The sequence below is a fragment of the Paraburkholderia azotifigens genome (assembly GCF_007995085.1).
GTDB classification, from domain to species: domain Bacteria; phylum Pseudomonadota; class Gammaproteobacteria; order Burkholderiales; family Burkholderiaceae; genus Paraburkholderia; species Paraburkholderia azotifigens.
Window position 1 is genome coordinate 69,312 of record NZ_VOQS01000002.1, and the last position, 24,603, is coordinate 93,914.

The following is a 24,603-nucleotide window of genomic DNA, read 5'->3' on the forward strand; positions in this document are numbered from 1 at the left end:
ATTGTAATTATTCCTTTTCCGCAAACAGGTCTGCTTGAGGTTTCACAGCCCGGCGCTTTGGCGAAGGCTTAGGTTGTGCATCAATTAGCTCTGCCTTTGCTTCTGGCAGATTCTGGACGGTCAGGCTGTAATCATCTCTGCCCCATTCGCACTTCCGTAGAACCGCGAGAGGGATTTTCTTGATGGTTAGGTTTGGAAAAGCGTCGGGTTTGGCGTTGAACGCCTTGCAGCAAACCAGCAGGCTGCGGTCATCGCCGACTTCCTCCGAGATCGCGCGCAATTGGTCGCGCGTCAAACTCTGTGTGGTCACATAGATGAAGTCGCGCTCGGACGAATAGCCGTGCATCCAGTAGGAGTGCTCGCTCGGCGTATAGGTGAAGCCCATAAGCTTGCAGACTGCCTCTGCAAGCATCGCCGGGTTGTAATCGGACTGGATAACCCAGTTGCCCCACTTGTCTTTTTCGAGCAGCGACGACGCGAGCTTGTAGTAGCGGAAACCACCGCCGCCTTTCCATTCCGTACCATCGGTTACACCGCCGGGGTCTTCACCGTCAATAACCTTCTTCAGTCTAGGAATAATATGCGTGTGACAGTGTTCTCCGAGCTCAATCATGATCCAACGGCGGCCCATTTTATGAGCGACAGCCCCAGTAGTTCCGGACCCTGCGAATGAGTCGAGGACGAGGTCACCTGGGTTCGTTGCGATGGAGAGAATTCTTTGAAGTAGCCGCTCGGGCTTCGGCGTAGGAAACGGCTCAATGCCAAACAAAAGCTTGTTAAGGTGATCTCGCTTTGCCTCTTGGTTATGACCGGCCTCATCAGCGGGCCACCACGTACGCGGAACCACGCCACCCTGAACTTCGCTCAAGTAACGTTTAATGATCGGCATACCATCGCCGTTCGCACCGAAATAAACACGCTGTTCATCGCGCGCTTTAGCTAAAGTCTCCTTTGAGAAGCTCCAACCCCTGCTCGGAGGAGGAGTAACGACACGACCCGATGGCAAAGTCACCGGAAAGCGTGAGCCCTCACTTGAACTTTTGGCAGTGCCGTTGTCTCCTTGTAGCCAAGGACCGCGAGGATCGTTATCCGGATTTCTATATCTACTAAGTTGTTCCGGTGTCCGATCGAGTAGATTTCGAACTTTTCCCCAAACTGTTTCATTTTTAGCGTAGATTAGTATGTAATCGTGAGCCGCTGAAAATGAAGCATCACTCCGCCGGCCTTTGTCCTTCTCCCAAACTACGCTCGTTACATAGTTTTTTCGCCCGAATATATCATCACAAACGATTTTTAGATAATGAGCTTCGTTGTCGTCGATGGTAATCCATAGAGATCCGTCATCAGACAAAAGTCGATGGAGGATTTCAATACGATCACGCATTAGTGATAACCAAAGCGAATGCTCCACGCCATCATCATAGTGGGTGAAGGCGCTGCCAGTATTGTATGGTGGATCGATGAAGATGCATTTAATCCTGCCCGAGTATTCGGATTCAAGGGCCCGAAGTGCAAGAAGGTTGTCGCCGAAAATCAACCGATTATCGAATAAATCGTTCTCAGTGACGCGACCGTTGGCATGATATGACTTGGTCGGATCTTCAAGAAGAATGCGCGGCTCGAGATGCTGCCGATCATCTTTGCCGATCCACGTCAGCTCAAGGCGTTGCTTTCTCATGCGACCTCCCACCGAACCGTGAACAACGGTGTCATTTCGGGGGAGAGCTTCAGGTCTTCCTGAATCTTGTCGAGCATCGATTCCACTTCAGCGCGGATCTCTGCCTTTCGATCAAAAAATGCTGCTTTCATCTTGTCCCGTTTTGCTTCCTGCGCACTGATACGGCGCTTTTCTGCGAGCTTTTCGCTCATTGCCTGGTTTGAACCTCGGAGCGCCTTCTTGGCGGCCCTGATCTCGATATCGATGGCTTTAACCTCGGCTTCGAATGCCCTTTCGAGGTCGTCCGCATAGGCGTCCAGTTTCTCGCTCTCTTCCTCGAGCCATGCGTCATTTTCCGCCTCTGCGAGTGCGAGAAGATCCCCACGGCGGGACGTTTCGATGGCGTCCAGTTCGTCCAGCGGTACTGTAGAGGTGACCGGGCCGGTGTCGTGCCCGGGGACCGCGAGAAGGCGCTCCATTGTTTCCGGATGCGGCGCATCCCCCTCGTCTGCAGTGATAGACAGGACGAGGTAATCGCGCACGAGGGCGGCGGTGTTGACGCGCAGCTTGGCCACACGCAGCCAGCCTTTCGATCCTCGCAGCGGTTCCACGTCCGCAAGGCGGCCGGGGTAGGCCGACAGGTCGAATCGAAGATGGTTCGCGCCATCGAACTGGCGGCTCTTGGCATCGGCGATGACCTTTTGCGCCAGTGTGCCTTCGGTCAGGCGGAAAAACTGCCAGCCACGCTCATCGGCGAGCGGCCATTCGGTCGTGTATGTATGCCCTTGATAGTTGAAGCGCCGCTCGTCATCCGCGTGAAAATCCGCTTCACGCAACTCTGCACGCGCGATCCGCAGAAGGTCGCGATCGAAGTCCGAAAGATGTTTGCGGATCTCGCCATCCCGGGTCTTGAGCTGACGTATCACCTTTTCGTCGACGTTCTCCAGCAGGCGCTTGCGCGCATCGAGCACCTGTTCGCTGATTTGCGCCTGCAGGTCGGTCTGCAGCTGATCGAATGCAGCGTTGATTTCCTCCTCGTTGCGGGCGGCCTGAACAATTTCGAGGATGCGCTTCTCGATATCCACGCCCCGTTCGATCGCGCCGAGCACTTCGTCGCTCGCCCCGAACACCCCATCAAAGAGCCTGAATTTCTTGTCGAGCAAATCGAAAACGCGCTGCTCCGCCCGGTTCTTCAGGTTGAGGAAGTTGACCACCGTCACATCGATCTTCTGTCCATAACGGTGGCAACGGCCGATACGCTGTTCGACACGTTGCGGGTTCCATGGCAGATCGAAATTAAAGAGCAGCGAGCAGAATTGCAGGTTAATGCCTTCCGCCCCGGATTCCGTCGCGATCAGGATCGATTTGTGATCGCGGAAAGCCTCGACAATCGCGGCCTTCATGTCGGCGGTCTTCGAGCCCGAGATGGCGTCCGAGCCTTCATGACGGGCCTGCCAGTCGCGATAGATCGCGCCGCTGGCGGGATCGTTGTTCTGGCCGTTGAGCAGAACGATCTCGTCGCCGTAGCCGCTGGCAGCGAGGAGATCGGCAAGGTAGCGTTGCGTCCGGACCGATTCGGTGAAGATCACCGCTTTCCGGAGGCCACCCTTCGACTCGATGGTATCGAATGCCCCGGGAAGGGCGCTCACAAGCTTGCCTCCCTTCGCGTTCTCACCGATCGCCAAGGCAAGGGCGCGATACTCCTCGAGCTCGGCGATCTCGGCAGCGAGCTTGGCCGGGTCGATGTCGTCTTCCTCGGACGTGTCATCCTCGAATTCCTCTGCGGTCTCATCGATCGTGTCGTAATCGATGAAGCTGTCGATGGAGGGGCGCTGCTTGTCGCGAAGCCGCTCAATAATCTTGGCCAGCGTTTCGGAGACAGCAAAGGTTGAGGAGCCGAGGATCTTGCGCACCACGAGGGTCACGAGCGCATTCGGCCGGTCACCGAACGCGATCGTGCCCGGGCGTTGCAGATAGGCGGATACGCCTTCATACAGCCGTGCTTCGTCGTCGGAGGGTTCGAACGAGAGGGTGAGCGGACTGCGCGCGGTGTACTTGATCAGGCCGGCCTGCTGAACCTGCCGGCGCAGCGTCCGTTTGCAGACCACCTCCAGGCGCTTCCGCAGGAAAAGAAAAGCGTTGTTCGACGAACCTGCACTGACATACGCGGCGCGGAAGCTTTTTTCATCGCCGAAGAAATGTTCGTCGATCACGGACACCAGGCCGTAGAGCTCCATCAAGGAATTCTGCAGCGGCGTCGCTGTCAGCAGAATCTTGAAATGACTGGCGGTCGCGTCGCGCAGGCGCTTCGCGCGTAGCCCGGTGCCCTGCTTATAGACGTTCCGCAGCCGGTGCGCTTCGTCATAAACGACGAGATCCCAGGGTTCCCGCTGAACATCCTCGGCCTTCGTCGCGGCAAACTCATAGGAGGTAATGAGGATGCTGTCGACCACGTTGAAAGGGCGGACGTTTCCGCTCTTTTTTGCCTGGTTGTAGCTTTTGCTCTCGATGATCGTCGACGGCAGCGAGAATTTCTCGATGAGCTCCTGGCTCCATTGCTTGCGCAACGAAGCCGGAACAACCAGAAGGATTTTTCGCCGGCGCTCGGCCCATCGCTGCGCAATGACAAGGCTGGCCTCAATCGTTTTTCCGAGACCGACTTCATCGGCGAGGACAACCCCTTTGGACAGGGGGGACGATAGCGCGAACAGAGCAGCATCAACCTGATGCGGGTTCATGTCGACGCGGGCGGTTGACAGCGATTGCGCGAGGGCATCGTCCCCGATTCCTTCGAGAGTAATGCGGTGCGCAAAAAAGCTGCTTTGATGCTTTGTGAGTTTCGGGGATGCAGTCATTGTTCGGCAAAGCCTTTCTTGAACACCGGTATTTTTCTCTTCTTTTTCCAACGCTGCAGGGTTGTAGGCAAGCCCTCATAACGGCTTGGTCGCGCAAAAAATTGGTCATTACGCGGGGAGATCGAATATCTGTGGTCGCCAGATTTGCATCGATTCCGGTATTTTTTGCGTTGTTTCCTGCCGAGCGACACATTTTAGCGGGACATTCGTTTAGACATTCGCTATTTCGCATCGAGGCAAGGGCGAAGGCCAAAGCGATGGCCCCTTGATAAGCTGGCTCCCAGCAGGAAGAACGGATAGAGGCCGGCACTCATAGCTTTAACGTTTAGCGGGCTCCATCGCAAGCCGGGCATAGTAGCCCGCCACCTCTTCAAGCACCCTCTTCCTCTCGGCCTGCACATAGATCGTGGTGGTCTGCAGCGACGCATGGCCTAGCACCTTCTGCACGACATCGACTGGCACCTCATTCGCAACCGACTGGGTGCCGAAGGTGTGCCGAAAGGCGTGCGCGTTGGCCTGACCGAGCCGCACTCGCTCATCCAGGCTCAACGCCTCCATCGTCTCGATCAGGATCTTGAGCATCCGGCCAATCAGCCGGTTTAGTCCGTCGGCGGTGTAGCCCGCGTCAACGCCAGGATTGAAGTCACCGACCCCCCCTTCGCGCCCCTGTCGATGCCGCCTACGTGATGCTTCCGTCCACGGAATGATGACCGGTGCCAGCAGCGGTCCCTGGGGTACAACGTCGGGCGCTTCACCTGCAACCGCATCTTCAGAATCCTTTGCCCGATCCGCCCAGTGCGCGCGCAATGCGGTAAGTGTCGCTGCACTGACCGGCACCGTCCGCTCGCGTTGGCCTTTGCCGACGATGGTGAGTTCCCATACCGGCCGCTCGAGCGTACCGTACACCGACGGCGCCAAGTCCTCCCGGCGAGCCGACGCGGCTTCCTCGCGCCGCAGACCCGAATCGCCCATTAGCAGGATCGCTGCACGCACGGCGCGCCACTGCACGCCGTTTCGCGAGTCGCGCCACGGCGCTGCACGCTCGTCTGCGCACCGGACGTCGAGCTCGTCGCGCAGACGCCGCCACAGGTCGGCCGGCAAGGCCCGCTCGATCTTCATGGTGTTCCGACGCCGGATAACGGGCGGATCGTTGACCGCGGTCCACGGGTTGCCAGCGAGATAGCGCACATCGACGAGCCACGCAAACGCGCTGCGCAGCAGCCGAACCGCATACCGTTGCGATTCGGTCGAGAGCGAAGCCGACCCACCCGCTTCGGACGTGGACAGGGCGAACGGCCGCCAGCGCGGTGAGGTGCGCGCGAAGCGCTCGCCGACGAAGCGCGGATCCGGGCTTTTCAAAAAATCTTTGTACGCCTCGCAGTCGTCGACGCGCAGGTCACTCAATGCCTTGCCACGCAGCACCACCGCCCACAGCAGGAAACGCTCGAGTTCCCTGGTGTAGGCGCGCAGCGTTTTCGGCTGGTCACGATATCGGTTCAGATACGCGCGCACCGCATCGAGGTCGTGCTGCGCCTGGATATAGCAGAAGGCCGTCGACCGGTTTTCACCGTCGGCGCCCGACAGCGCGTGCGGCACGGCGAGCCGTTCCAGCGGCGCGAGCGTGAGCCGACCCGTGAGCCGCTCCGTCAGGTGGCCCGACGAGTCAAGGTCCGGCACGACCTCGACACGTTCGGCCGCGACCAGCGGCACGCCGTCTTGCTCGACCGAGTCGACGTCGGCATTGACCGTCAATCCGAGCGCCGTCTGTTGACGTCGCAACCAGCTGACGATCGCGCGCGCGCGACCGCGACCGATGCGTGGCATCGAGCGCCACCAGCTCGCGCCGCGCCGGTTGCAGAACGCGACCAGCTCACCGAGTGTGCCGATGCCCTCGCCTTTGAGCCGTCGCGCCACGCGCGGGCGCAGCCAGGCGCCGATCGGGTGATCGGGGTGCGGCGGGGCTGCCGCCAGCTGCGCGGCTTCGGCCACCATGCGGAAGGTCACCGCGGTCAGCTTCGGTTGCCCGTGCTGACGGATCGACGCGCGCAGGTAATCGGCGAGCGCCGTCGAGCCGTGCGCGAGCGCGAGTTGCACCAGCGTGTCGAGCATCCTGTTGAGATGCCGTTCCATCACGCCGGGGGTGGCCGCATGCGGATCGTCGTCCGGATCGTAGTAGGTGCGCGCGATCACCGCGGGCGGGATGCGCTGTACGTACGCGCGCAGCGCCGTGAAATCCTTGGTCGTGTAGCCGCGCTCGAGCGCGACCGGATGCGCCGAGCCCGATGGACGTTCAGCCATGACGGCCGTCTCCGTCCTCGCCATCATCCGGCGTGGAAGGCGTCGTGAAGCGGGCCAGCAGCGACCGTGCTTCCGCAAGGAACACCTCCGGGTACCGCCGGCAAAGTTCCTCGAAAACCGGTCGCGCGTCCCGCAGGCGCGCGGCGACACCGCCCACGGGCCCGCCCCCGCCGTACCTTTGCATGCCCCAGCCCGGGCGGTCGGCGAACGCCACCTGCTGCAGCACGACCACGGCACCGCATTCCGCGATCCGTTGGCGCACAGTGCCAAAGTCATCGCCGAGCACTCCGGGCCCGTAGGTCTGCACCAGCGCGGTCAGCACCATCAGCTCGGCGCGGTCCAGCGTCTCGGAGACGGGCAGGGATATGCCATGGACCTCGTAGCGGATCGCAACCGTCCGCCGGTTCAGCGTGATGAGGCGGTCGAGCTCGAGCACGAGGCGGGCGACCTCGCGGTCCGGCATCGCCTCGCCGGATTCATCGTCATCCGGTGCAAAGTCCTGTGCCACGGGCGCTTGTCCTTTCACAGATTCGGAAATGGCCGGATTCTACCCCTGAAACCGCATCCCGATAATACGCATTATCAGGCTTGGGATGCGCTTTCCTGCCAGCCAAGCCCTGCGGCGGGCACCACGTCCGGTAGCTCTGCACGCACCTCGTGACAGGGGCCTTTGTCTGCGGCCGTCGAGATCCCCGGGGTGTAGTGGGGGACGGGCGACAAACGGACGGAGCCTATTTATGCGCCACCTATTAACGCAACTAACCGTCTTCGTTGCTCCCCAACAACTTCTGCGTCAGGTCATGCCGGTGGTCCGCAAGCTAGCATCTGAAACGATAGGACGGTTAGTTGCGTTAAACCATAGGCTGGTGGCTGTAGCTGTGACCTCATCGACAATCCCCTCCTCGGCAAGGAACTCATCAAGGCGCGGGACGTGCAGACCCATCCGGCCGGCGCGATCTCGTCAGCGATCCAGGGTGCCTTTCTGCGTTGCGGCATAGCAATTGCCCGAATGATCATGGACTTACGCGGGATTCGCCGGCGGTTATCCACAGGCTCATCCACTTTTTCGGTGCATAACCTGGACTGAAAACGTCATGCCGCAAGCCGATTATCAATGGCTGCGCGGATCTTTAGACGTGGCGTGTGGATAACACAGCGCTGTTGAGGCAGGCTCAGAAGGCGAGCGTCGGCGCCTTCGTCAAGTACGATTCGATGATCGCTATCATTGCGCCGCCAATTGGGCGGCGATGGTAGCGCGAAGCCACGAAGTAAAGGCTGTGCGCTCGACCACGTCCTTAAACGTGGCCGTCTCCGGCCTGTAGGACTTCACCGCCGCGTTGTTCGCGATGAACTCGGCGGCCAGTTGCCGTTTCTGCACGATGGTAAGCGCCTTGATGGCGGCGGTCGTCGCACTGGCGCGTGCCTCCGCTACCTTTTCCATTTCTTGCTGCGCCTTCGCGTTATCCATGGCCGCTGCCTTCAGCTCCTCACGCGTCCGCTCGATCGGGCCGACTTCGAGGCTCGTGCCGTTCTCAAAGATGGTTCGTGCGTAGCCGCCAGTGCTACCGGTAATCTGATTCCGGCGCGCCCGCTCCTCCGTGTAGATCGCAACCTGTAGAGCCCGCTCGGGTTCCTGCTGAATCCATGTGATTGCGAGCCGTTCGCCGATGCCGAGATTCACGAGTCGTTTGAACGACTCAGATTCGCGGATAGCGTCAGTGTCATCGGCGGCATCGAGAACTGACCGCTGGGGGTTGTCGGCGACGAGAAACCGGATGTCCTTCACATACCGCCCATCGCGCCGATACTCTGGCGTGATCAGGATGTTGGAAACTTGGTTGACCTCGCTAACGGCGGGCTTGATGACCTTTGCGGAGAACCACTTGAACTCGTTGTATAGGTCCGCGTCCGCGCCGAGCAGCCGACGCCATAGCGCTACGGACAGCCATCCGGTCGAACCAACGCGCCGGAACCGGACGCAGTTTTCGTACAGCGCGAGCGCGTACGCACCAGTGAATTGCCGCTGTACGTTGACGTTGATGATTGCGTAGATATCCGGGTTCGCGAGGCGTTCGGATAGCCATTCGCTGTATTCGTAGGTACACACGCCCTCGGAGATACCGGCAAATGACAAAGGCGGTGCCGCAACCCATGCCGCTTTCTTGCTGTCGCTCAGCAGGTCAAACGTGATGACCGTTTTCATGATGTTGGTGAGCGCGCGCTTGAGGTTCTCGACGTTGTTGCTGTCGTCGCGCCCAAGCATCTTGCTAAGAATGCCGACCGGAATTGTGTGCTTCCGCTCGGTGAGCAGCTTGTCGAAGGCATTCAGCAACAGAACATTCACGAGCTTGCGCTCAAGCAGGGATAGCTCGCCGCTGACATGGATCGCGGAAACGTTCTTGCGCAGTTCCTGCGGCGTGGCGCCGCCTTTGCGGACAATGCCTGGCATGGGCTCGGATCTCCTTCAATGGCGAGCATTGTAGGAGACAAAAGTAACCTCATCAATAGAATGAAAGTAACCTAACACGCATGACTTCATCCCCAAGATGGTTACTTTAATGATGCAGGCATCCCCAAGATGGTTACCTGAAGCATTGCCATGGAAGATCCCAATCCTTTATAAATCATATGCTTACCTGCCATTTTATGCGTTTGAAGCAGACCATCCCCAAGATGGTTACTTCATCCCCAAGATCGTTACCTGTAGGCGCCTCAGCCATCCCCAAGATGGTTACTTTATCTCCCCAGGATGGTTACCTGATCGCCAGCAAACCCTTGCCGCATAAGGCCCCGCGAAACCTAAAGGTTTTAAAGGTTTGGTGTTTTTAAAAAAACACCAACCCCCGTTGGTGGTGTTTTTTTAGATGCATTACGGCCACTCAAAACCGGCAGCAGTGCGTGTTTCTTTCGGGGCTTTCGGTACGGTCTCTTAGCGCGCGGGATGACATTGTCGAGCCTCGTGAATTCGTCGGATTAGAGCATGCTCGCCCCACTCCGTCACGCATAAGTTGGGGCAAATCGCGCATACCTTGTGGCGGCTCAGGCATATGTAGGGGCGGAAACTCTGGCAGCACACTGATTCATAGTGGAAAATTCTGCGGCTAGCGACGTCGGTCGACCTGGCGTTCGTCGGCGCGGTTGATCACGGCGAGCGCATCGGCTTGTGTCGGAATGCCGCTTTAAGCGGGTTTCCCGGCCGCTGATGCCGTTTCTAGCCGCTCGGTAAGGAATCTCCCGCCCTCCCCCGATGGCTTCGCTAACTTGGGCCGTAATTTTCAGCGCGCCGAGCCGCCTTGAGGCTTCATTGTCATCTGGGCAAGCCGCACAGCGGCGCGTCAGGCCCGAAGGGCGCGGGTGCACCACTACACTTGCCGATCGATATCTGACAGATACCAGATAGGTATCGGGTATCAAGTGGCTAGCGTGGTGATGATGCCTCAGAGGCGTTCGGCGTTCCAGAAAGATTGTTGCCCCGTTCGGGGTAAAGATAGCCTTCTCTCCTGTGCACGACGAGGATTACGACCCCAGATGGGGTGAACGAACGGCAGAATCCCCCCGGAACCTTCGTGCTTTTCGCGCTCTCGTTGTTTTATGACGAAACGCTCCCGATTCCGCTTGCGCCCCTCCACTATTCCACGGTTCAATTCCGATACCTGACGGATACCAGATAGGTATCAGGTATCAAGTGGCTAGCCGATGGCTGTCCGGTACCTGTGAGATACCTGTCAGTTTCCAGATAGCTATCTGGTATCTGATGGATACCGAATGATCATTGAACAGGAAGAACAATGCCGACCATCGTCTTCGTCAGTCCAAAAGGTGGCGCCGGAAAAACCACCTCTGCGCTTGTGCTTGCCGAACAGATTGCGCGATCTGCTCCAGTGACCGTCATCGACGCGGATCCGAACCATCCAATTCAAACCTGGGCGGCGGGTCCCAATACGCCGGCCAACCTCTCAGTTATCTCGAACGCCGACGAAGAGAACATGATCGACGTGATCGAGGAGGCAGCGGCGCGCACGCCGTTCGTTCTCGTCGACCTCGAGGGGACAGCCGCGAAAATCGTCCTGTTGGCTGTCAGCCAGGCGGACCTCGTCATCGTTCCGACGCAGGGCTCGCAGCTTGACGCTGCGCAGGCATCGCGCGCGCTGCGCGTCGTCAAGCAGCAGGAAAAGATGTCGCGGCGCTCGGTGCCGTATGGCGTGCTGATCACCAGGACGAACCCGACAATCCGGACACGGACGGCTACCCATCTGATGAACACGTTTCGTGAGGCCGGCATCGCGATGTTCAACACAGAACTGCACGAGCGCGAGGCGTTCAAGGCGCTATTTGCCTTCAACCGGCCGCTTTCGCATCTCGATCCGAAAGACGTCTCGAACCTCGAAAAGGCCGTATCGAATGCCGAGGAGTACGCCGCGGAAGTGATCGGCATGCTGCGCGCGAGCCAGCAGGAAGGGGCGGCGGCATGAGCGAGCGCGTGAATCCACTGGCGAACCTGGACGACTTCTCGGTCAAGCCGGCCGCTCGGAAGCCTAAACCGCAGCTCGAAGCGATCGAGCAACTGGCGCAGGAGACAGGATTTCCGAGCCGTCAGCCAGTTCGCGCCAAGCCTGCGGCGCCAGCGCGGAAACAACGGCGCTACACGACGGGGCGCAATGTCCAGATTCCGATCAAAGGGACGGCTGAAACGCGTGCCGAGCTTGAGGCGCTGGCCGATGAACTGCAAGTGCCCTTTGGTGAGGTGCTTGCGCGGGCGCTCATGGCCCTTCGTCGAGAGATGGACTCGAAATAGGGCGCTTCCAGATGGCTATCGGATAGCTGTTTGATACCAAACAGGTGCCGTGTAGCTAATAGTGACGAAGGGATGAACTGATTTATCCCCCTGGCGGTGCACAAGACTGCCGACGGCATACGCGCTGATGCCGACCGCATCTGAAGCCACTCCTATCTCATTTGGGCAAGCCGCGCAGCGGCGCGTCAGGCCCGTAGGGCGTGATCGTGTGGAGCCGGTGGGCGGGTGTGGTATCCCGGCGGAGGCCGGGACTGTCCACACCCTGGTGGTGTGGGCAGCGCAGCCGTCCACGGGCGGGCGCGAGTGGACCACGAGATCCTGTACAGACTACGGCGGGGGCCGCACAAGCGGCCCCTGCTCGTCATTCTGCGGCCTGAGCCGCCTGTTTGTAGCTCTGCACCATTAGATGATTTAACTGTTACGACGCGCGCAAAGGCACGGGCGCGATGCTGGTCGGGGGCGGTTCAGCAGTCCGGGCCGCGCGGTCATCTACGGCGCCCTGAACTTCGCGGGGGCGATGCTCGAGGTGCTGGTGCATGCGCGGATCGGCAAGGTGCCAAAGCACCACGTATGGGTCGAAGCGCGGGTGCCGGAGGACGTGTCGATCGAACGCGTCAACGTCGAGGATCTGCCCGTTGGTTGGGATGCGCCGGATGTGCAGGCCGCACGCCGTTTTGGCGACCAGTGGATCGAGGAGGCGCGGTCGGCGGTGCTGGTGGTGCCGTCAGTGGTGGCGCGAGCGGAATGCAATGCCGTGGTCAATCCGGCGCATCCGGACGCGGCGCGGCTGGTCGTCTCCACGCCGCAGGCAGTGATGTGGGACGCACGGCTGTTAGCTGGCGGACGCAACGCGTCCCCTGAATAAGCTCACCGTCGTTCCCTGAAAAGACTCACCTCGTCGGACTTACCTTTGGTGTCGCGTCGATCTGCAAGCAAAGGCTCGTTTAACATGGCCAATCAACCGCAACAGCTGACCCTGCCTGTTGTCGCCGACTCCCGTTTTGATCCAGAAGCCAAGATTCACGTGAATCGGCCCGCGGTCGACCTCGTTCTAAAATTGGCGGCATTTGCGAGCTCACCGACCCGGGTCACGGCCACGTCGGCAACTGTGCATCGGCAGCAACATTCAAGGCGCTAATTGCCTTCAACCGGCCCCTTTCGCATCTCGATCCCAAAGACGTCACAAACCTCGAAAAGGCCGTGTCGAATGTGCGGGGCCGGCGCGGAAACAACGACGCTTGACCTGCAAGTGCCCTTTGGGGAGGTGCTCGCGCGGGCGCTCATGGTGCCCTTCGTCCACAACGATGAGCTCGAAGTAGGGCGTGTTTCCAGATGGCTATCGGATAGCTGTTTGGTACCAAACAGGTGCCGGGAGTTAATGATGACGAGGGGATGAACCGATTTATCCGCCCTTGGCGGTGCACGAGACTGCTGACGGCATACGCGCTGATGCCGACTGCGTTTGAAGCCACCCTATCTCTTTGGGCGAGCCCGCGCGGCGGGCGCTTCAGGACCGGTAGCGGTTGTACGCTGGAACCGCAGAAAATTCCGTCATTTCAATTCCAACCCTCCCCGATGGAGATTGGCTCTGCGAGTGATATTTTCAGATTGTCGCGCTCAGGCGCGCCCCTGAACCTCGCCCGTCAGGCGGGCGCCATTGATCATCATGTTCATCATGAAGCTGAGCATGTTGTGGGCCACGCACTCGTGCAGCCGGAATTCTGCCCGCTCACCACTGGCAAGGTCGACGTCATAGACGAGAAACTCGCCTTTATCGGACAGCGAACTGTGAAGCACGTCGGTCCGGCGGGTGATCCGCCCTGCCTCGCCGTCTCTGAACTTCGGCTGCATGTTCACGATCGTGTGGTATGGGTGCGATGCCGGCAGGGCCTGCGCTTCTTCGGGATGGTAGTGCAGGTGATACGTAAAGTTGGTATGACGGCCGTGCCGGTAGTACGACTCCAGCCCTTCGATCAGTCGGTCCGTCTGCGGCTGGTCGAGATGCACGAGCTGTTCGGGGCCGCCATAGCGCCGGAACTTCACGCAGGTGCCGACGGCCATGGCCTGCATCATCAGGAGCGTCGCAGTGAACGACGCGACGTCATCGCGTTGCAGGAACGGGGTCGGCTGGGGTCGCACGGTCGATTTCTCCTGATTGGTGCCCAGTGCCGGCACGCCCGGCCCCGTCTGCCGGGTCCGTACGTACACGGAGGCAGCAGGGGACCGGACAACCGGTTGCGCGCGGTGCGCACTCGTCCTTGGCGTCGACGAAGCGGCGCCCACGCGGCGAATTAACGGGTATTACTGTCGCAACGCAACGTCGAAAATTTAATACGTTCTTCGCCTGGTGGCCCCGTACGAGATCGTCGAGTATCGGAATCGCCTGATGGTCAATTCCGAACAGGCTTGAGTATTTCCGCCTTTTGTCCTACCTTTGCCCTGTCGAAAGACGATCCGCGCTATCCGTGGACCGTCTCTCGACGCTCCCGGATGGCCTCTTTTTCATAACCTTGAAGGAGGTTCATCATGCTGACCGAAGCTACCCGTACCACCGCTGTGCTGTTTCCCGTGGACGAGGACCACGCCCGCGAGAATGGCCCGACATTTACCGGGTCGATCAAGCTCGAAGGAGTGTCCGTTCCGTTGTCGGCCTTCCTGAAGGACGCAAAAAACGGAACGGATACGCGGTATCTCGATCTCTCGATCGGCGCGAAGGGGCAAGTCCATTATTCAGGGCGACTTTTTCGCAACGAGAAGAAGGGCACCAAGTCACCAGATTACACTGGTTACCTGGTTGTCCTGCCGATGAGCCCCGACGTGAAGAACGAGCACTCGGATAAGGAATGGGAAGCTGCACCGCGTCTGACCGTCTTTGGCCGGCGCACGCGCAATGCAGATAATTCAGTCCGCATCGCGCTGGATGTGTTACCGCAGCGCTCGAATGAGACTGTCAGCGACGAGGAAGTCGGGTTCTAGGGAGCAGGCTCTATAGCCGCCGCAGCAAGGCAAAAAAGGGAGAGAAGGTCAACTTCTCTCCCTTTTTTGTCGGCTTCGATTTACCAGGGATTACTGAGAAATACAAGCTGACAATGCAGTTAGCTGTCAATGCAGGTAGGTGCAAGGCATGCACATGTGTGTAAACGTACAGTGGTCATTCAACCGTGCCGAACTGACTGATGATCTCGTCCACGCTGCTTGCGTTCTGCTGCGAGCCCGGGCATTGATCAAGAAACTGCCGGCGTGCATCGCTTGTCGGGCCAAGGTCAAGGTGACCGTGATGGTAGCGCTTGATCGAAAAGAAATCCTTGATAGCCTGGTTGCAGTCATCGCCGCCTGACTGGCCCTGGACTTTGCCGGCCATGCAGATGAGGCTTTCACAGGACGATGCCGATGCAACGGTCGTGGCGGACAGACCAAGCAGAAGCGCGAGAACGGATGAGAGGGCTTTCTTCATGGTGCGCTATCTCCACAGAGGGGGATGGTCAGACGCAAGGCGTTCGAGCCGATACAGTGCTTCACGCAGGCCTAACAGTGCAATCGCCGCGCACGTCGCGATGACCGCATTCCGGGGGTGGGGCCAGTGATGGAAGTACTCGACGCCGAGCGCGACGAGTGCAACCAGGACAGCACACGTCAATGCGAAACGAATATAGCGGCCGAAAAAACGAAGACCTCCCGCGATAAACAACCACGCGGTATCAAGCAACAGGCGACCAATTAAACGGACCGCGCCGGTGCAAACCGGGGCGACGCGTTCGCGCACCACTGCGAATCGTCGCATGCGGCGTACACGCTTACCCGTTTCAATTGGAATGACCTGTCCCATGTCCTCAGATCCTTTCGTTTTTCACTTCAAATTCCTCCAGCGACCGGCCGGCGTCCAGATACGCCATGAGCCAGCTTGGCCGCCGACCAAAACCGGACCACGTATTGCGCGGGTTCGCTGGATCACGATAGGTCGGTCTCGTGATCGGTGTCGCGTTCGGGATGGCGAATTCTTCGAGCTTCCGGTCACGGTCGAGATACGCGACGAGCCACGCAGGGCGTTGGCCCCAACCCGACCAGGTGTTAAGGGGGTTCGCTGGATCGCGATAACGCGCTTCGCCTCCTGGGGCCGTCTTCGATGGAAAAGGTACGAACTCGATCACGGTTCCATCCTGCCTGTTGACAAGACGCCGGTTTGCATTTTTGTCCTTGCCTGTCACTGATCACGATCCCATAATATACTCTGTCCGTTTTATGCGTAAGAGGATGTGTGAATAAGTACGCCGCACTCACTCTCGTGCCAATCTTGACGCTTCCCCTTGCGGGGAGGGCGCAGCCAACCTTGTCTCCGCAGATATTGACGTTGGCCCGCACGTGCGCGCCGGACGTGCACCCCCTTACGGTCGCGTACCTCGTCAGCGCCGAGTCGCATAACAACCCGTTCGCTATCAACGTAAATGGCGGGCACAGCCTGGAACGTCAGCCCACCACCGAGCAGGAGGCCCGCGATGCGATCGCCAGGCTCGATGCGCGCGGTTGGAATTATGACGTTGGCTATGCACAGATCAACTCGGCCAATTTTCGCAGGCTTGGTGTCACCGGTGCACAAGTGCTTGACGCCTGCACGAATCTGCGTGCGGGCGCACAGGTTCTCGGCGACTGCTACTCGCGCGCTGTCCAGCAGGTAGGGGCGGGGCAGGCGGCCTTGCAGCGGGCGCTGTCCTGCTACAACACAGGCAACCAGCAGAAGGGCTTTGCAAACGGCTACGTGAAGCGTGTCGTCGCACAGGTCAAGCTGAAAATCCCGGCCTTGCTCGATGGTCCAATCGACCCGAACGTCTCGAGCAATTCGAGCGCAAGCAACGCCGCCGCCGCCGCCGGACATGTGCCATCCGCGGCGCAACTCTCCCAGCAGCAGAACCCGCCCCCGTCCAACGTGCGTACGCAGCTCGGCGAGTCCGGTGCGGCAGGTCAGATCGAAGCGGGCGCATTCGCCCACCCCGAAATTGGCGCGTACCTACGCCGGACCTCAACGAAGGAAAGAGACCAATGAAACAGAAAGTCGTTTATCTCGCGATGCAAAGCCAGCTCGAAAGCATCCTGCGTGACTGGCGGGTTGTGTGTGTCGCGATCCACCGGATCGAAAAACGCGAGTGGATACCGCTTCTCGACATCGAGAACGACGCCGGCCAGGCGTACACGTGCGCGATCCGGGTGAAGAAGGACATCGAGCCCAGGACATGGTCCGACCTGCGCGCCCTGGTCGACTGGATCGACACAAAGGTAGGCGTCAAGGAGTGCCGGTTGTCCTTGTCCGATTTCGAATGGGAATCCGAGACCTTAGCCGTGGAGTGAACCAGAGATGAAAAAGCACATGCAAGTTGCACAACTCGCCGCTGGCACCCTTGCATTGGTCGCAGCGAGTCAGGCCTTGGCTGTTGACACCGGAGCGTCGTCACTGAACTCGATGCACTCATGGGTGATGCTCTGGATTCCCGCCGCGTGCATTCTGGGCATCGTCGCGATCGGCGCCGGCATCTTCTTCCACCTGATCAAGTTCCATCAGATAGTCAACCCGGTTCTGGGCCTGATCATCATCGGCTCCGCATCGGCGATCGTGGGTTTCTTCGGCCTCGTCTGATGGCCAGGAAATTTCCACTCTTCAAGGGGGCGACGCGCGTCGCGACATGGCTGCTGATCCCTCGCAACGTGTTCGTCCTGACCTTCATGTTTTCGGCGTCCCTGTTCATGGTGATCCACCTCTGGGCGCTGCTCGTGTTCAGCGGCATGTGGCTCATCGAATGGAGCATCACGAAATACGACGACCGCATGTTCCGCATCATCGGTCTGTGGCTGAAAACGAAGGTCCGCAACATGTACGAATCCGCCTTCACGCGGCTGTGGGGCGGGTCCAGTTATTCGCCGGTCGATTACGCCGCACCGTCGATTAACGACATTCGAGGCGAGGAATAGCATGGCCGTCGCTATCCGGAATATCAGCAAGACCAAGACTTTCGCGAAGGAGCCTTCCTTCGTGAAGAACATACCCTATTCGCAGCACCTCACCGACACCATCATCAGCACGATTAGCGCCGAATATCTGATCGTCTTCCGCGTCCCGGGTCGTACGCACCAGAGCGCCCATGATGAAACGCTCAGGTCATGGGTGCTGGACCTGAACCACGTGGCGAAGCAGATCGGTAACGAACACGTGAAGTTCTGGACGCATCTGCATCATCACGAAACCGACAGCTATCCGGCCGGGAACTTCAGGACGCGCTTTGCACGCGAACTGGACGCGAAACTTCAGAAGCGCTTCGAACAGACGCCGCTGATGACGAATGACCTGTATCTGACGGTCGTCTACAACCCGGTCGGTGACCTGACACAAAAATTCCTCGCCCGCTTCGACCGGCCCTCGCGCGAGCAGCTGCACGAGCGGCAAAAGCAGGCAATCGCGGCGCTCGAAGATATCACCACGCAGCTTGCCGGCGCGATGCGTTCGTATGGCATTGAACCGCTCGGCCTCTACTACCGCGACAAGGAAGGCATTCTCATCGAAGAACAGGACGACGCCACCGATGCGGCCGATGAGCTGGACGACGATATCGAAGGCGACCTTCTCGCAAACCTGCCAGCCGCCGATGACGGCGCGACACCTCACCCGGCACCACCGGCGCAGCGCCATGTGTTCTCTCGCGCGCTGGAATGGCTTGGGTTCCTCGCGAACGGCGAATGGTCGCCGGTGCCGGTGTGCCGGGGCCGCATCCGGGATTACCTGATGACGAACCGCCCCGTCAGTTCGCTGTTTGGCGACGTGATCCAGATCCGTACCATCGACCGCAATCTGTTCACAGCCGCCGTCGAAATCCGCGAGTACGAGGAAGAGACCGAGCCGGGCCAGCTTAACCTGCTGATGGAAGCCCCGTTCGAATTCGTTCTCACACAGGTGTTTTTCTGCATGTCAAAAGCGGCCGGCCGCATCTTTCTGCGCAACCAGCAACTGTCTCTGATCGAAACGGGCGATCCGAGCCATTCGCAGATCAGCCAGATTACGGATGCGCGCGATGACCTCGTTTCCGGGCGGTTCGTGATGGGCTTTCACTATGGAATCCTGCACGTGGTCGGGGAGACGGCCGAAAAGGCACAGACACTCGCACGCCAGGCCAAGGTCATGCTGAGCCAGTGCGGTGTCGTAGCGGGCGCGGTTGGCATGGCATCGGAAGCCGCGTATTACACCCGCCTGCCTGGCAATTCGGCGTTCGTGCCGCGCCCGGTACCCGTCAATAGCTGGAATTTTTTCTGCTTCTCGTCGTTTCACAACTTCCTTTCCGGCAAGGCCACGGACAACCCCTGGGGCAGGGCGATTGCACTGTTTCGCGCTGTCACTGGCACACCTGTTTTTTTCAGTTTCCACTCGACGCCCAGGAAGGAGCGTTCGTTCGGCAAGCGGCCGCCTGCCGTGACGGGTATCTTCGGGCGCATCGGTTCGGGCAAGACGACGCTCCTGAATGTTCTGTTAACGCTGGCGACAGAGCTTTCGCTTGGTCCCCGCATGGCGATCTATGACCGCGACCGTGGCATGTATCCGCTCGTCAAGGCACTCAGGGGGCGTTACACCGTGCTTAGGGACGGCGTGCCGACCGGATGGCAACCTCTCCAGCTCGACCCCACGCGCATCTACATCGCGTTCGTGAAGCGCCTGTTGCGTGTGCTTGCCGAAACCACCCTGAACGGCGAGCCACTTGAGCAGCACGAGGTAGACGACCTGTCGGCGGCCATCGATGCCGTCATGGGGGCGCCTGTCGATGATCCGGAGGCTCACCCGGGTGAACAGACGCTGATTCCGCTTGCCGACCGGTCCATCACCGCCGTGGTGGAGCACTTGCCCGATCCCTATCGCGGCCCAGGTGAACGGATGACACTGGCGGCCATGCTCAGGCCGTGGACACGCAACGGCGATTACGGCTGGCTGTTCGACAACGACGCGGACACGCTGGACTTCAGCACGCGCGATATCAACGCGTTCGACCTGACGGAATTCCTCGTCGGTAAGGACGAAGTAGCGCCAATCACCCGCACGCCGATGCTGATGTATCTGAACTTCCGCGTGCGATCGACCATCGACGGCAAGCGTCGATTCATCCAGGTCTTCGATGAGTTTGCACAGTATCTGGATGACCCGATCATGGTTCGCGAGATCAAGCGGGGCATCAAGAACGACCGGAAGAAAGACTGTATCTACGTGTTCTCGACGCAGGAACCGAATGACGCCATTTCGAGCAGCATCGGCAAGACCGTGATCCAGCAGATGGTGACGTTGATGCTGCTTGAAAACCGTGACGCGGACCCGGAGGATTACATCGGCTCCGCGGGCCTGAAGCTCGCGCCAGCTGAATACGATGCGGTCAAGTCCATTCCGGAGCACAGCCGGCAATTCCTTATCAAGCAGAGCGGTCAGGCAGGGCTCGCCGTGATGAAGCTCGATGGCATGGATGAAGAACTCAGCATCCTGTCCGGCACGCCGGACAACGCGGATCGGCTTGAAAGGCTCATTCGCGAGCTTGGCACCGACGATCCGGACGTGTGGCTGCCTCGTTACTACGCCGCTGTCGTTGGTAAGAAGCCGGGCCGTTACTAGGAGAGACGTCGTGAACCTCTTGAAACACACCGCAATTGCGCTCGCGCTGGCTGCCTCGTGCACCGGCGCACACGCGCAGATCATCACCGCCTGTCCGACCTGCGACCTCACCGTTGTGACTCAGGCGATGCAGCAGATCGCGCAATTAAAGGCACAGCTCGATCAGGCGCGACAGCAGTACGAAGCGATTACCGGGTCGGTCGGAGGCTACAGCAGCATGTTGCCAATGAGTATTTCGAGCCTTCGCGGGAACCTGCCGCAGAACTGGAGTCAGGTCTATTCCGACGCGATGAACAGTACCTCCAGCGTCTCCGGTTCCGCCTCGTCCATCCTCTCTCAGTTCGACAATCAGATCCGCGGCATGGGTCGCGGCGATGCGCTCAAATTCATCGACCAGCAGCTCCATGCAAAGGGGGCCTATGACCGGGCGATGACCGAACAGGCCTATGACAACCAGATGCGCGAACTGAACGACATGCAAACGCTCACGCAGCAGATCGGACAGGCCACGACGCAAAAGCAGATCGAGGACTTGCAGGCACGCATCCAGACCGCACAGGGCGCAATCCACGGCGAGCAAGCCAAGCTTCAGCTGATGGCGATGGGGCAGCAGGCGCAAGAGCAACTGTTGCGTCAGCAACAGGCAATCGCCCAGAAACGATACCTGCTCGGCGACGACAGCGAAACCAACACCGCACCGGATCTCACCGGCAATTAAGGATAACCACCATGAAGAAGTGTTTGCTCATTCTCGTAGCTCTCGTTCTCGTCGCTTGCAACAACAAGGAGGAAAGCCACACGCGGAGTTGGTATCGAGACCACGACGCGGAACGGAAAACGATGGTAGCTCAATGCAAGGACGACGCCGCGAAAGCGGTGACTCCCGAGTGCATGAACGCATCCAATGCCGAGTCCGATATCTATATCAACGGCAAAGACTATTACAAGAAGGGCGGCGACGCGAACAATGTGCCCAACTTGACCAACAAGTAGAGGAAACGCGATGGCCTACGATGGCGTAACCCAAATATTCAACTACATGGACGCGGTAACGACGCAAATCGTTGCTGAGAATGTGAGTCGAATTATTGGATGGGCCGCGCCGATTGCGGCGCTTGGCCTCACGATTCAGCTCACCATCGACGGCCTCGCTACGCTCTTGCGACCTAGCGGCGAGCCGCTGTCGCAGCTCGTAGAGAAGTTCGTCAAGTATTTTGCCATCGTAGCCATCGCCGGTGCCGGCGGGCTGTACGTAACGACTCTGGCGAGCACTGCCATGCACCTGCCAGACGAGCTAGGGTCGGTGCTGCTGTTGAATGGCTCTACCGCCAGCGGCAGCACGAGCGCCATAGCCGGCATGATCGATTCGGCGATGGACCACAGTCTTACGGTCATGAGAACGTTGTTCGATCAAGCAGGCATTACGTCAGAACGAGGGTTGGTCGCGCTGATACTCGGCATTGTTGTAATCATTTCCACACTGCTGATTTGCGGAATTGGGGCTATTTCGATCCTGCTCGCCAAATTCCTGCTGGCGATCACCGTATGTTTTGGGCCATTTTTCATCCTGCTCTTGATAGTCCCGCCGCTTGTTAGTTTCTTCGGGAACTGGCTTGGCTCAGTCCTTAACTACATTTTCCTCATTGCCATGACGGCGATGAGCTTTGGAATTTTCATGCACTTCTTCGACAACGCTATTTCAGCGGCGGCGAACCCCAATCCGAACTCAGGCGCACTGATGGCAATCATCACCGCCGGCATCATCACCGTTATGGCCGTTGTTCTCCTGAAGTCCCTGCCTGATCTAGCCGCGCGATGGACCAACGGCGTCAGTACGAAACTCGCCAGCACCTTCCCCAGCCGCGTCCCTCTCCGACCGGCAATGGCGGAGGCAAGGGTAGCGGCGGCAACAGCGGTTCGGGCAGCGGTGGCGGTACCGGAAGCGGCAGCGGGTCCGGTTCGTCAGGTTCCGCCGGCCGATCGTCCGGCAGTTCCAGCGGCGCCAGTGACGGGTATTCATATGCACGAGGCTCCCAGGGATCAGTCGGTAGCTTCGGCGGGTCGGGCTCCAGCGGTAGTTCGTCCTCAGGTTCCGGCAGCAGCAGCTCGCCGGCAGTTCACCTACCAGCTCCGGCAGTGCCAGCAGCGGTTACGCCGAGGCTCCTAAGGCTCGCAGAACCGCTCCTAAAACCCGTCTCAGGGAGGAGTCGATGAACACTCGCCATATCGCTGCCGGTCTGATGGTGTTGACCTCATTTGCCGGATGCGCCCACGTTACGCCCCCGCCCGAGCCCGACATGACCAGGCTTGTTCCCGTCAACAAGACCATTCCCGAAGAGCTGCAGGGCCGTATCACGCCGCAGTCGCTCATGTCGAAAAATGCAGGAGGAACCGCACGATGATGAATCTGGCTCCTGGAAACCGGGGAAGTCGGGCGTGACGCCGATCACCGCAAACGACATTGAGAAGTACAAGGAAGAGCGTCAAGGCCTCGAAGTCGATCTGCTTGATAAGTCCTGACATCGCGCAAGCGGGCGTGGCAAGTCAGCGCTTCGGCCATCGGCTTCGGGTTCCTCTCGCTCGCCTGGCAGGCTTCGTCATCTGGCGTTACAGCCAGCCCGATTCCGGAACACATGCTGGTCATGGACCCGAAGACGGGCGCAGTCCAGCAGGTGTCACTGATGCCAGACGAAACCACGTCTTACGGCGAGGTTGTTGATAGCTACTGGATTGCCCAGTTTGTCATCCACCACGAAGGCTATGAGTTCTACTCGGCGCAGGCCGACTACGACTTCATCGGCCTAACGGCAACCGGCGAGGTTGCGGACAGGTACCAGAAACTCTGGAACGGCGCGGACGCGCCCGACAAGAAGCTTGGCGATACCGAAATGACCCGGGTCAACGTTTCGTCGGCATTCTCGATCGCGACCACGGCATCGCGACGGTGCGTTACTCCACAACCAGAAAGTATCGTGCCCGTCCGAGCGATGAGCCGTCGAAATACTGGATCGCGACGGTTGCGTACAGGTACGCAACCAGGCCCATGACCGCGAAGCAGCGCTTCATCAACCCGTTTGGGTTGCAGGTGCTGGCCTTCCGGCCGAACGCCGAGGCTACGGAGAATTGAGCATGCGCCTTGCAATGATTCCCTTGCTTGCCGCGCTCGCGTTCACGGGCGTGCAGCACGCATGGGCCCGAAGAAAGATTCTCCGTACGATCATCGCATCAAGTCGATCACCTACAACCCGATCGATACCGTTGAAGTCAATTGCGTGATTGGCCTCGCGCTGACGATTACGGTTGCACCTGGCGAGCGGTACGTTACACGCCTTTGGTGACCAGGCAGCGTGGGCGCTCTCACAGAACGGCAATCACATTTTCGTGCAGCCCACGCAGGCGAACAGCGACACGAACCTGGTGCTGGTTACCGATCGCCGCGTGTATCACCTGCTGCTGCACTTCATTGGCTCGAAAAAGGCCGACGATGGCAGTGCCGGCAACACGGCCGGGAGCTTCATCAGAACGCCGTGGGCAATGCGTTCGGCAACGATCGCGTTGAACTACAACTATCCGGACGACGACCGCCGCGCGGCGCTCGCGAAGACGAACGCGCAGCGCGTGAAGGATGCACTCGCGACGGCTTCCGATCAGGGGCTGGTGAACATGAGCTATGAACGGTCTTACGATCCGGCGATGAACGATATCACCCCGTCAACGTGTGGGACAACTATCGCTTCACGTCTTTCAAGTTCCTCCCGAACGCCGAGTTGCCGACCATCACCTATATCAGCGCCAGCGGCAAGGAAACCGTACCTAACGTCCATATCGAAGGGACGAACCCAACATCATCGTCGCCGAACTGGTTGCCAGGGAGTGGCGAGTCCGGTCGGGCGGGCAAGGTAATCGGTGTCCTCAACCGGAACTTCAATCCCGCGCTCGGCGCAAACCCGAGCGGTACGGTTTCGCCCAACGTTCGGCGGGTGCTCAACAGGACAATGGAGATAACCGATGACCGACCGTCACGACACGCCGAATCCGTACCGGACGGCCGGCAGCCGTTCGTGGCTGGTCCCAGGCGGTCTGTTCCGGGCCTTGCTGCCTTTCTTCTGCTGATGGTCGTGGTGGCTCTCGCGCTGATCGGTTTTCTCGCGTGGCACGCGTTGCATCCGAAGCTCCCGACGCGGACCCGGCCAGCTCGAAGCGCGACCAGACGTTCGCCGGCGCGCTACCTCAACGTCACTTCACCGAGACGCCGGAGAATGCCCTACCGAGCAGTTCCCCGGAGGCAGCCCGTGCCCCTGCGATCAGCACGGAGGTCGCTGCACAAGGCCAGCAGCAGGCCTCACCGGAGGAACTGGCTAACCTGCGCCGC

22 protein-coding genes and 3 pseudogenes are annotated in these 24,603 nt (G+C 59.5%); 16 read left to right on the plus strand and 9 right to left on the minus strand.

Features of this window, described 5'->3' with window-relative positions; translation table 11 throughout:
* Positions 1-7: 7 nt before the first annotated feature.
* From FRZ40_RS17100 to FRZ40_RS17120, 5 genes are all read right to left on the minus strand, one after another.
* The gene (locus FRZ40_RS17100; RefSeq protein ID WP_147234910.1) at positions 8-1,678 is read right to left on the minus strand and encodes a site-specific DNA-methyltransferase; all 1,671 of its coding nucleotides are present in this window, start codon (positions 1,676-1,678) and stop codon (positions 8-10) included.
* The gene (locus FRZ40_RS17105; protein WP_147234911.1) at positions 1,675-4,512 is read right to left on the minus strand and encodes an SNF2-related protein; all 2,838 of its coding nucleotides are present in this window, start codon (positions 4,510-4,512) and stop codon (positions 1,675-1,677) included. Before FRZ40_RS17105 ends, FRZ40_RS17100 begins: the two co-directional genes overlap by 4 nt.
* Before the next feature lie 318 nt (positions 4,513-4,830).
* Positions 4,831-6,810, minus strand: a complete 1,980-nt coding sequence (locus FRZ40_RS17110; RefSeq protein WP_167528670.1) for a site-specific integrase — start codon at positions 6,808-6,810, stop codon at positions 4,831-4,833.
* Positions 6,803-7,318, minus strand: a complete 516-nt coding sequence (locus tag FRZ40_RS17115) for a hypothetical protein (protein WP_147234913.1) — start codon at positions 7,316-7,318, stop codon at positions 6,803-6,805. The genes FRZ40_RS17110 and FRZ40_RS17115 overlap by 8 nt, the downstream gene beginning before the upstream one ends.
* A 714-nt stretch (positions 7,319-8,032) precedes the next feature.
* Positions 8,033-9,259 carry a replication initiation protein gene (locus FRZ40_RS17120; RefSeq protein WP_147234914.1) on the minus strand — a complete coding sequence of 409 codons (1,227 nt, stop codon included), beginning with the start codon at positions 9,257-9,259 and terminating at the stop codon, positions 8,033-8,035.
* Between the two features lie 1,339 nt (positions 9,260-10,598).
* Between FRZ40_RS17120 and FRZ40_RS17125 the strand changes: the two genes are divergently transcribed.
* The 3 genes and pseudogenes from FRZ40_RS17125 (at position 10,599) to FRZ40_RS17135 (ending at position 12,470) form a co-directional block, all read left to right on the plus strand.
* Positions 10,599-11,282, plus strand: a complete 684-nt coding sequence (locus tag FRZ40_RS17125) for a ParA family protein (protein WP_147234915.1) — start codon at positions 10,599-10,601, stop codon at positions 11,280-11,282.
* Complete coding sequence (locus FRZ40_RS17130) at positions 11,279-11,605, plus strand: stability/partitioning determinant (RefSeq protein ID WP_147234916.1); 327 nt, start codon at positions 11,279-11,281, stop codon at positions 11,603-11,605. Before FRZ40_RS17125 ends, FRZ40_RS17130 begins: the two co-directional genes overlap by 4 nt.
* Before the next feature lie 446 nt (positions 11,606-12,051).
* Positions 12,052-12,470, plus strand: a pseudogene (locus tag FRZ40_RS17135) (RES family NAD+ phosphorylase).
* Between the two features lie 752 nt (positions 12,471-13,222).
* Here FRZ40_RS17135 and FRZ40_RS17140 read toward each other — a convergent pair.
* Positions 13,223-13,780 (minus strand): hypothetical protein, encoded by a 558-nt coding sequence (locus FRZ40_RS17140; RefSeq protein ID WP_147234918.1) that lies wholly within the window; start codon positions 13,778-13,780, stop codon positions 13,223-13,225.
* A gap of 351 nt (positions 13,781-14,131) precedes the next feature.
* Between FRZ40_RS17140 and FRZ40_RS17145 the strand changes: the two genes are divergently transcribed.
* Positions 14,132-14,581, plus strand: coding sequence for a hypothetical protein (locus FRZ40_RS17145; protein WP_147234919.1), 450 nt, complete (start codon positions 14,132-14,134; stop codon positions 14,579-14,581).
* Between the two features lie 175 nt (positions 14,582-14,756).
* Here FRZ40_RS17145 and FRZ40_RS17150 read toward each other — a convergent pair whose 3' ends face one another.
* From FRZ40_RS17150 to FRZ40_RS17160, 3 genes are read right to left on the minus strand one after another with little or no spacing between them, the layout of a single operon-like run.
* Positions 14,757-15,059 carry a TrbM/KikA/MpfK family conjugal transfer protein gene (locus tag FRZ40_RS17150; protein ID WP_147234920.1) on the minus strand — a complete coding sequence of 101 codons (303 nt, stop codon included), beginning with the start codon at positions 15,057-15,059 and terminating at the stop codon, positions 14,757-14,759.
* 6 nt (positions 15,060-15,065) lie between these two features.
* Positions 15,066-15,431 carry a hypothetical protein gene (locus FRZ40_RS17155; protein ID WP_147234921.1) on the minus strand — a complete coding sequence of 122 codons (366 nt, stop codon included), beginning with the start codon at positions 15,429-15,431 and terminating at the stop codon, positions 15,066-15,068.
* Positions 15,432-15,435: 4 nt separating this feature from the next.
* Entirely contained in the window at positions 15,436-15,753 is a 318-nt protein-coding gene (locus tag FRZ40_RS17160; RefSeq protein ID WP_205019791.1) for an H-NS histone family protein, read from the minus strand.
* A gap of 179 nt (positions 15,754-15,932) precedes the next feature.
* Here FRZ40_RS17160 and FRZ40_RS17165 point away from each other — a divergent pair, with 179 nt between their 5' ends.
* The 12 genes and pseudogenes from FRZ40_RS17165 to FRZ40_RS44810 all read left to right on the plus strand — a co-directional run.
* The gene (locus FRZ40_RS17165; protein WP_147234856.1) at positions 15,933-16,643 is read left to right on the plus strand and encodes a lytic transglycosylase domain-containing protein; all 711 of its coding nucleotides are present in this window, start codon (positions 15,933-15,935) and stop codon (positions 16,641-16,643) included.
* The gene (gene korA / locus FRZ40_RS17170; RefSeq protein WP_147234857.1) at positions 16,640-16,945 is read left to right on the plus strand and encodes a KorA family transcriptional regulator; all 306 of its coding nucleotides are present in this window, start codon (positions 16,640-16,642) and stop codon (positions 16,943-16,945) included. The genes FRZ40_RS17165 and korA overlap by 4 nt, the downstream gene beginning before the upstream one ends.
* A 7-nt stretch (positions 16,946-16,952) precedes the next feature.
* Positions 16,953-17,231, plus strand: coding sequence for a TrbC/VirB2 family protein (locus FRZ40_RS17175; RefSeq protein ID WP_147234858.1), 279 nt, complete (start codon positions 16,953-16,955; stop codon positions 17,229-17,231).
* On the plus strand, positions 17,231-17,563 hold the full coding sequence (locus tag FRZ40_RS17180) for a VirB3 family type IV secretion system protein (RefSeq protein WP_147234859.1): 333 nt from the start codon (positions 17,231-17,233) through the stop codon (positions 17,561-17,563). The genes FRZ40_RS17175 and FRZ40_RS17180 overlap by 1 nt, the downstream gene beginning before the upstream one ends.
* Before the next feature lie 61 nt (positions 17,564-17,624).
* Positions 17,625-20,231 carry a VirB4 family type IV secretion/conjugal transfer ATPase gene (locus FRZ40_RS17185; RefSeq protein ID WP_240057205.1) on the plus strand — a complete coding sequence of 869 codons (2,607 nt, stop codon included), beginning with the start codon at positions 17,625-17,627 and terminating at the stop codon, positions 20,229-20,231.
* Between the two features lie 10 nt (positions 20,232-20,241).
* Positions 20,242-20,949, plus strand: a complete 708-nt coding sequence (locus FRZ40_RS17190) for a TrbJ/VirB5 family protein (RefSeq protein ID WP_147234861.1) — start codon at positions 20,242-20,244, stop codon at positions 20,947-20,949.
* A gap of 11 nt (positions 20,950-20,960) precedes the next feature.
* Positions 20,961-21,224 carry an EexN family lipoprotein gene (locus FRZ40_RS45755; RefSeq protein ID WP_147234862.1) on the plus strand — a complete coding sequence of 88 codons (264 nt, stop codon included), beginning with the start codon at positions 20,961-20,963 and terminating at the stop codon, positions 21,222-21,224.
* A gap of 10 nt (positions 21,225-21,234) precedes the next feature.
* On the plus strand, positions 21,235-22,398 hold the full coding sequence (locus FRZ40_RS17200) for a TrbL/VirB6 family protein (protein WP_240057213.1): 1,164 nt from the start codon (positions 21,235-21,237) through the stop codon (positions 22,396-22,398).
* 43 nt (positions 22,399-22,441) lie between these two features.
* Positions 22,442-22,633, plus strand: coding sequence for a hypothetical protein (locus FRZ40_RS17205; protein WP_147234864.1), 192 nt, complete (start codon positions 22,442-22,444; stop codon positions 22,631-22,633).
* A 156-nt stretch (positions 22,634-22,789) separates the two neighbouring features.
* Positions 22,790-23,358, plus strand: a pseudogene (locus tag FRZ40_RS17210) (VirB8 family type IV secretion system protein).
* A gap of 173 nt (positions 23,359-23,531) precedes the next feature.
* On the plus strand, positions 23,532-24,134 hold the full coding sequence (locus FRZ40_RS17215; protein WP_193567013.1) for a TrbG/VirB9 family P-type conjugative transfer protein: 603 nt from the start codon (positions 23,532-23,534) through the stop codon (positions 24,132-24,134).
* Positions 24,135-24,381: 247 nt separating this feature from the next.
* Positions 24,382-24,603, plus strand: a pseudogene (locus tag FRZ40_RS44810) (type IV secretion system protein VirB10); the annotation flags it as partial.

What these genes read in the sequence shown, in the direction of transcription:
- FRZ40_RS17175 (WP_147234858.1), top strand. Translation starts at nt 16,953, where the DNA reads ATGAAAAAGCACATGCAAGTTGCACAACTCGCCGCTGGCACCCTTGCA.
- FRZ40_RS17205 (WP_147234864.1), top strand. Translation starts at nt 22,442, where the DNA reads ATGAACACTCGCCATATCGCTGCCGGTCTGATGGTGTTGACCTCATTT.
- FRZ40_RS45755 (WP_147234862.1), top strand. Translation starts at nt 20,961, where the DNA reads ATGAAGAAGTGTTTGCTCATTCTCGTAGCTCTCGTTCTCGTCGCTTGC.
- FRZ40_RS17180 (WP_147234859.1), top strand. Translation starts at nt 17,231, where the DNA reads ATGGCCAGGAAATTTCCACTCTTCAAGGGGGCGACGCGCGTCGCGACA.
- FRZ40_RS17155 (WP_147234921.1), bottom strand. Translation starts at nt 15,431, where the DNA reads ATGGGACAGGTCATTCCAATTGAAACGGGTAAGCGTGTACGCCGCATG.
- FRZ40_RS17110 (WP_167528670.1), bottom strand. Translation starts at nt 6,810, where the DNA reads ATGGCTGAACGTCCATCGGGCTCGGCGCATCCGGTCGCGCTCGAGCGC.
- FRZ40_RS17200 (WP_240057213.1), top strand. Translation starts at nt 21,235, where the DNA reads ATGGCCTACGATGGCGTAACCCAAATATTCAACTACATGGACGCGGTA.
- FRZ40_RS17150 (WP_147234920.1), bottom strand. Translation starts at nt 15,059, where the DNA reads ATGAAGAAAGCCCTCTCATCCGTTCTCGCGCTTCTGCTTGGTCTGTCC.
- FRZ40_RS17105 (WP_147234911.1), bottom strand. Translation starts at nt 4,512, where the DNA reads ATGACTGCATCCCCGAAACTCACAAAGCATCAAAGCAGCTTTTTTGCG.
- FRZ40_RS17120 (WP_147234914.1), bottom strand. Translation starts at nt 9,259, where the DNA reads ATGCCAGGCATTGTCCGCAAAGGCGGCGCCACGCCGCAGGAACTGCGC.
- FRZ40_RS17130 (WP_147234916.1), top strand. Translation starts at nt 11,279, where the DNA reads ATGAGCGAGCGCGTGAATCCACTGGCGAACCTGGACGACTTCTCGGTC.
- FRZ40_RS17100 (WP_147234910.1), bottom strand. Translation starts at nt 1,678, where the DNA reads ATGAGAAAGCAACGCCTTGAGCTGACGTGGATCGGCAAAGATGATCGG.
- FRZ40_RS17145 (WP_147234919.1), top strand. Translation starts at nt 14,132, where the DNA reads ATGCTGACCGAAGCTACCCGTACCACCGCTGTGCTGTTTCCCGTGGAC.
- FRZ40_RS17125 (WP_147234915.1), top strand. Translation starts at nt 10,599, where the DNA reads ATGCCGACCATCGTCTTCGTCAGTCCAAAAGGTGGCGCCGGAAAAACC.
- korA (WP_147234857.1), top strand. Translation starts at nt 16,640, where the DNA reads ATGAAACAGAAAGTCGTTTATCTCGCGATGCAAAGCCAGCTCGAAAGC.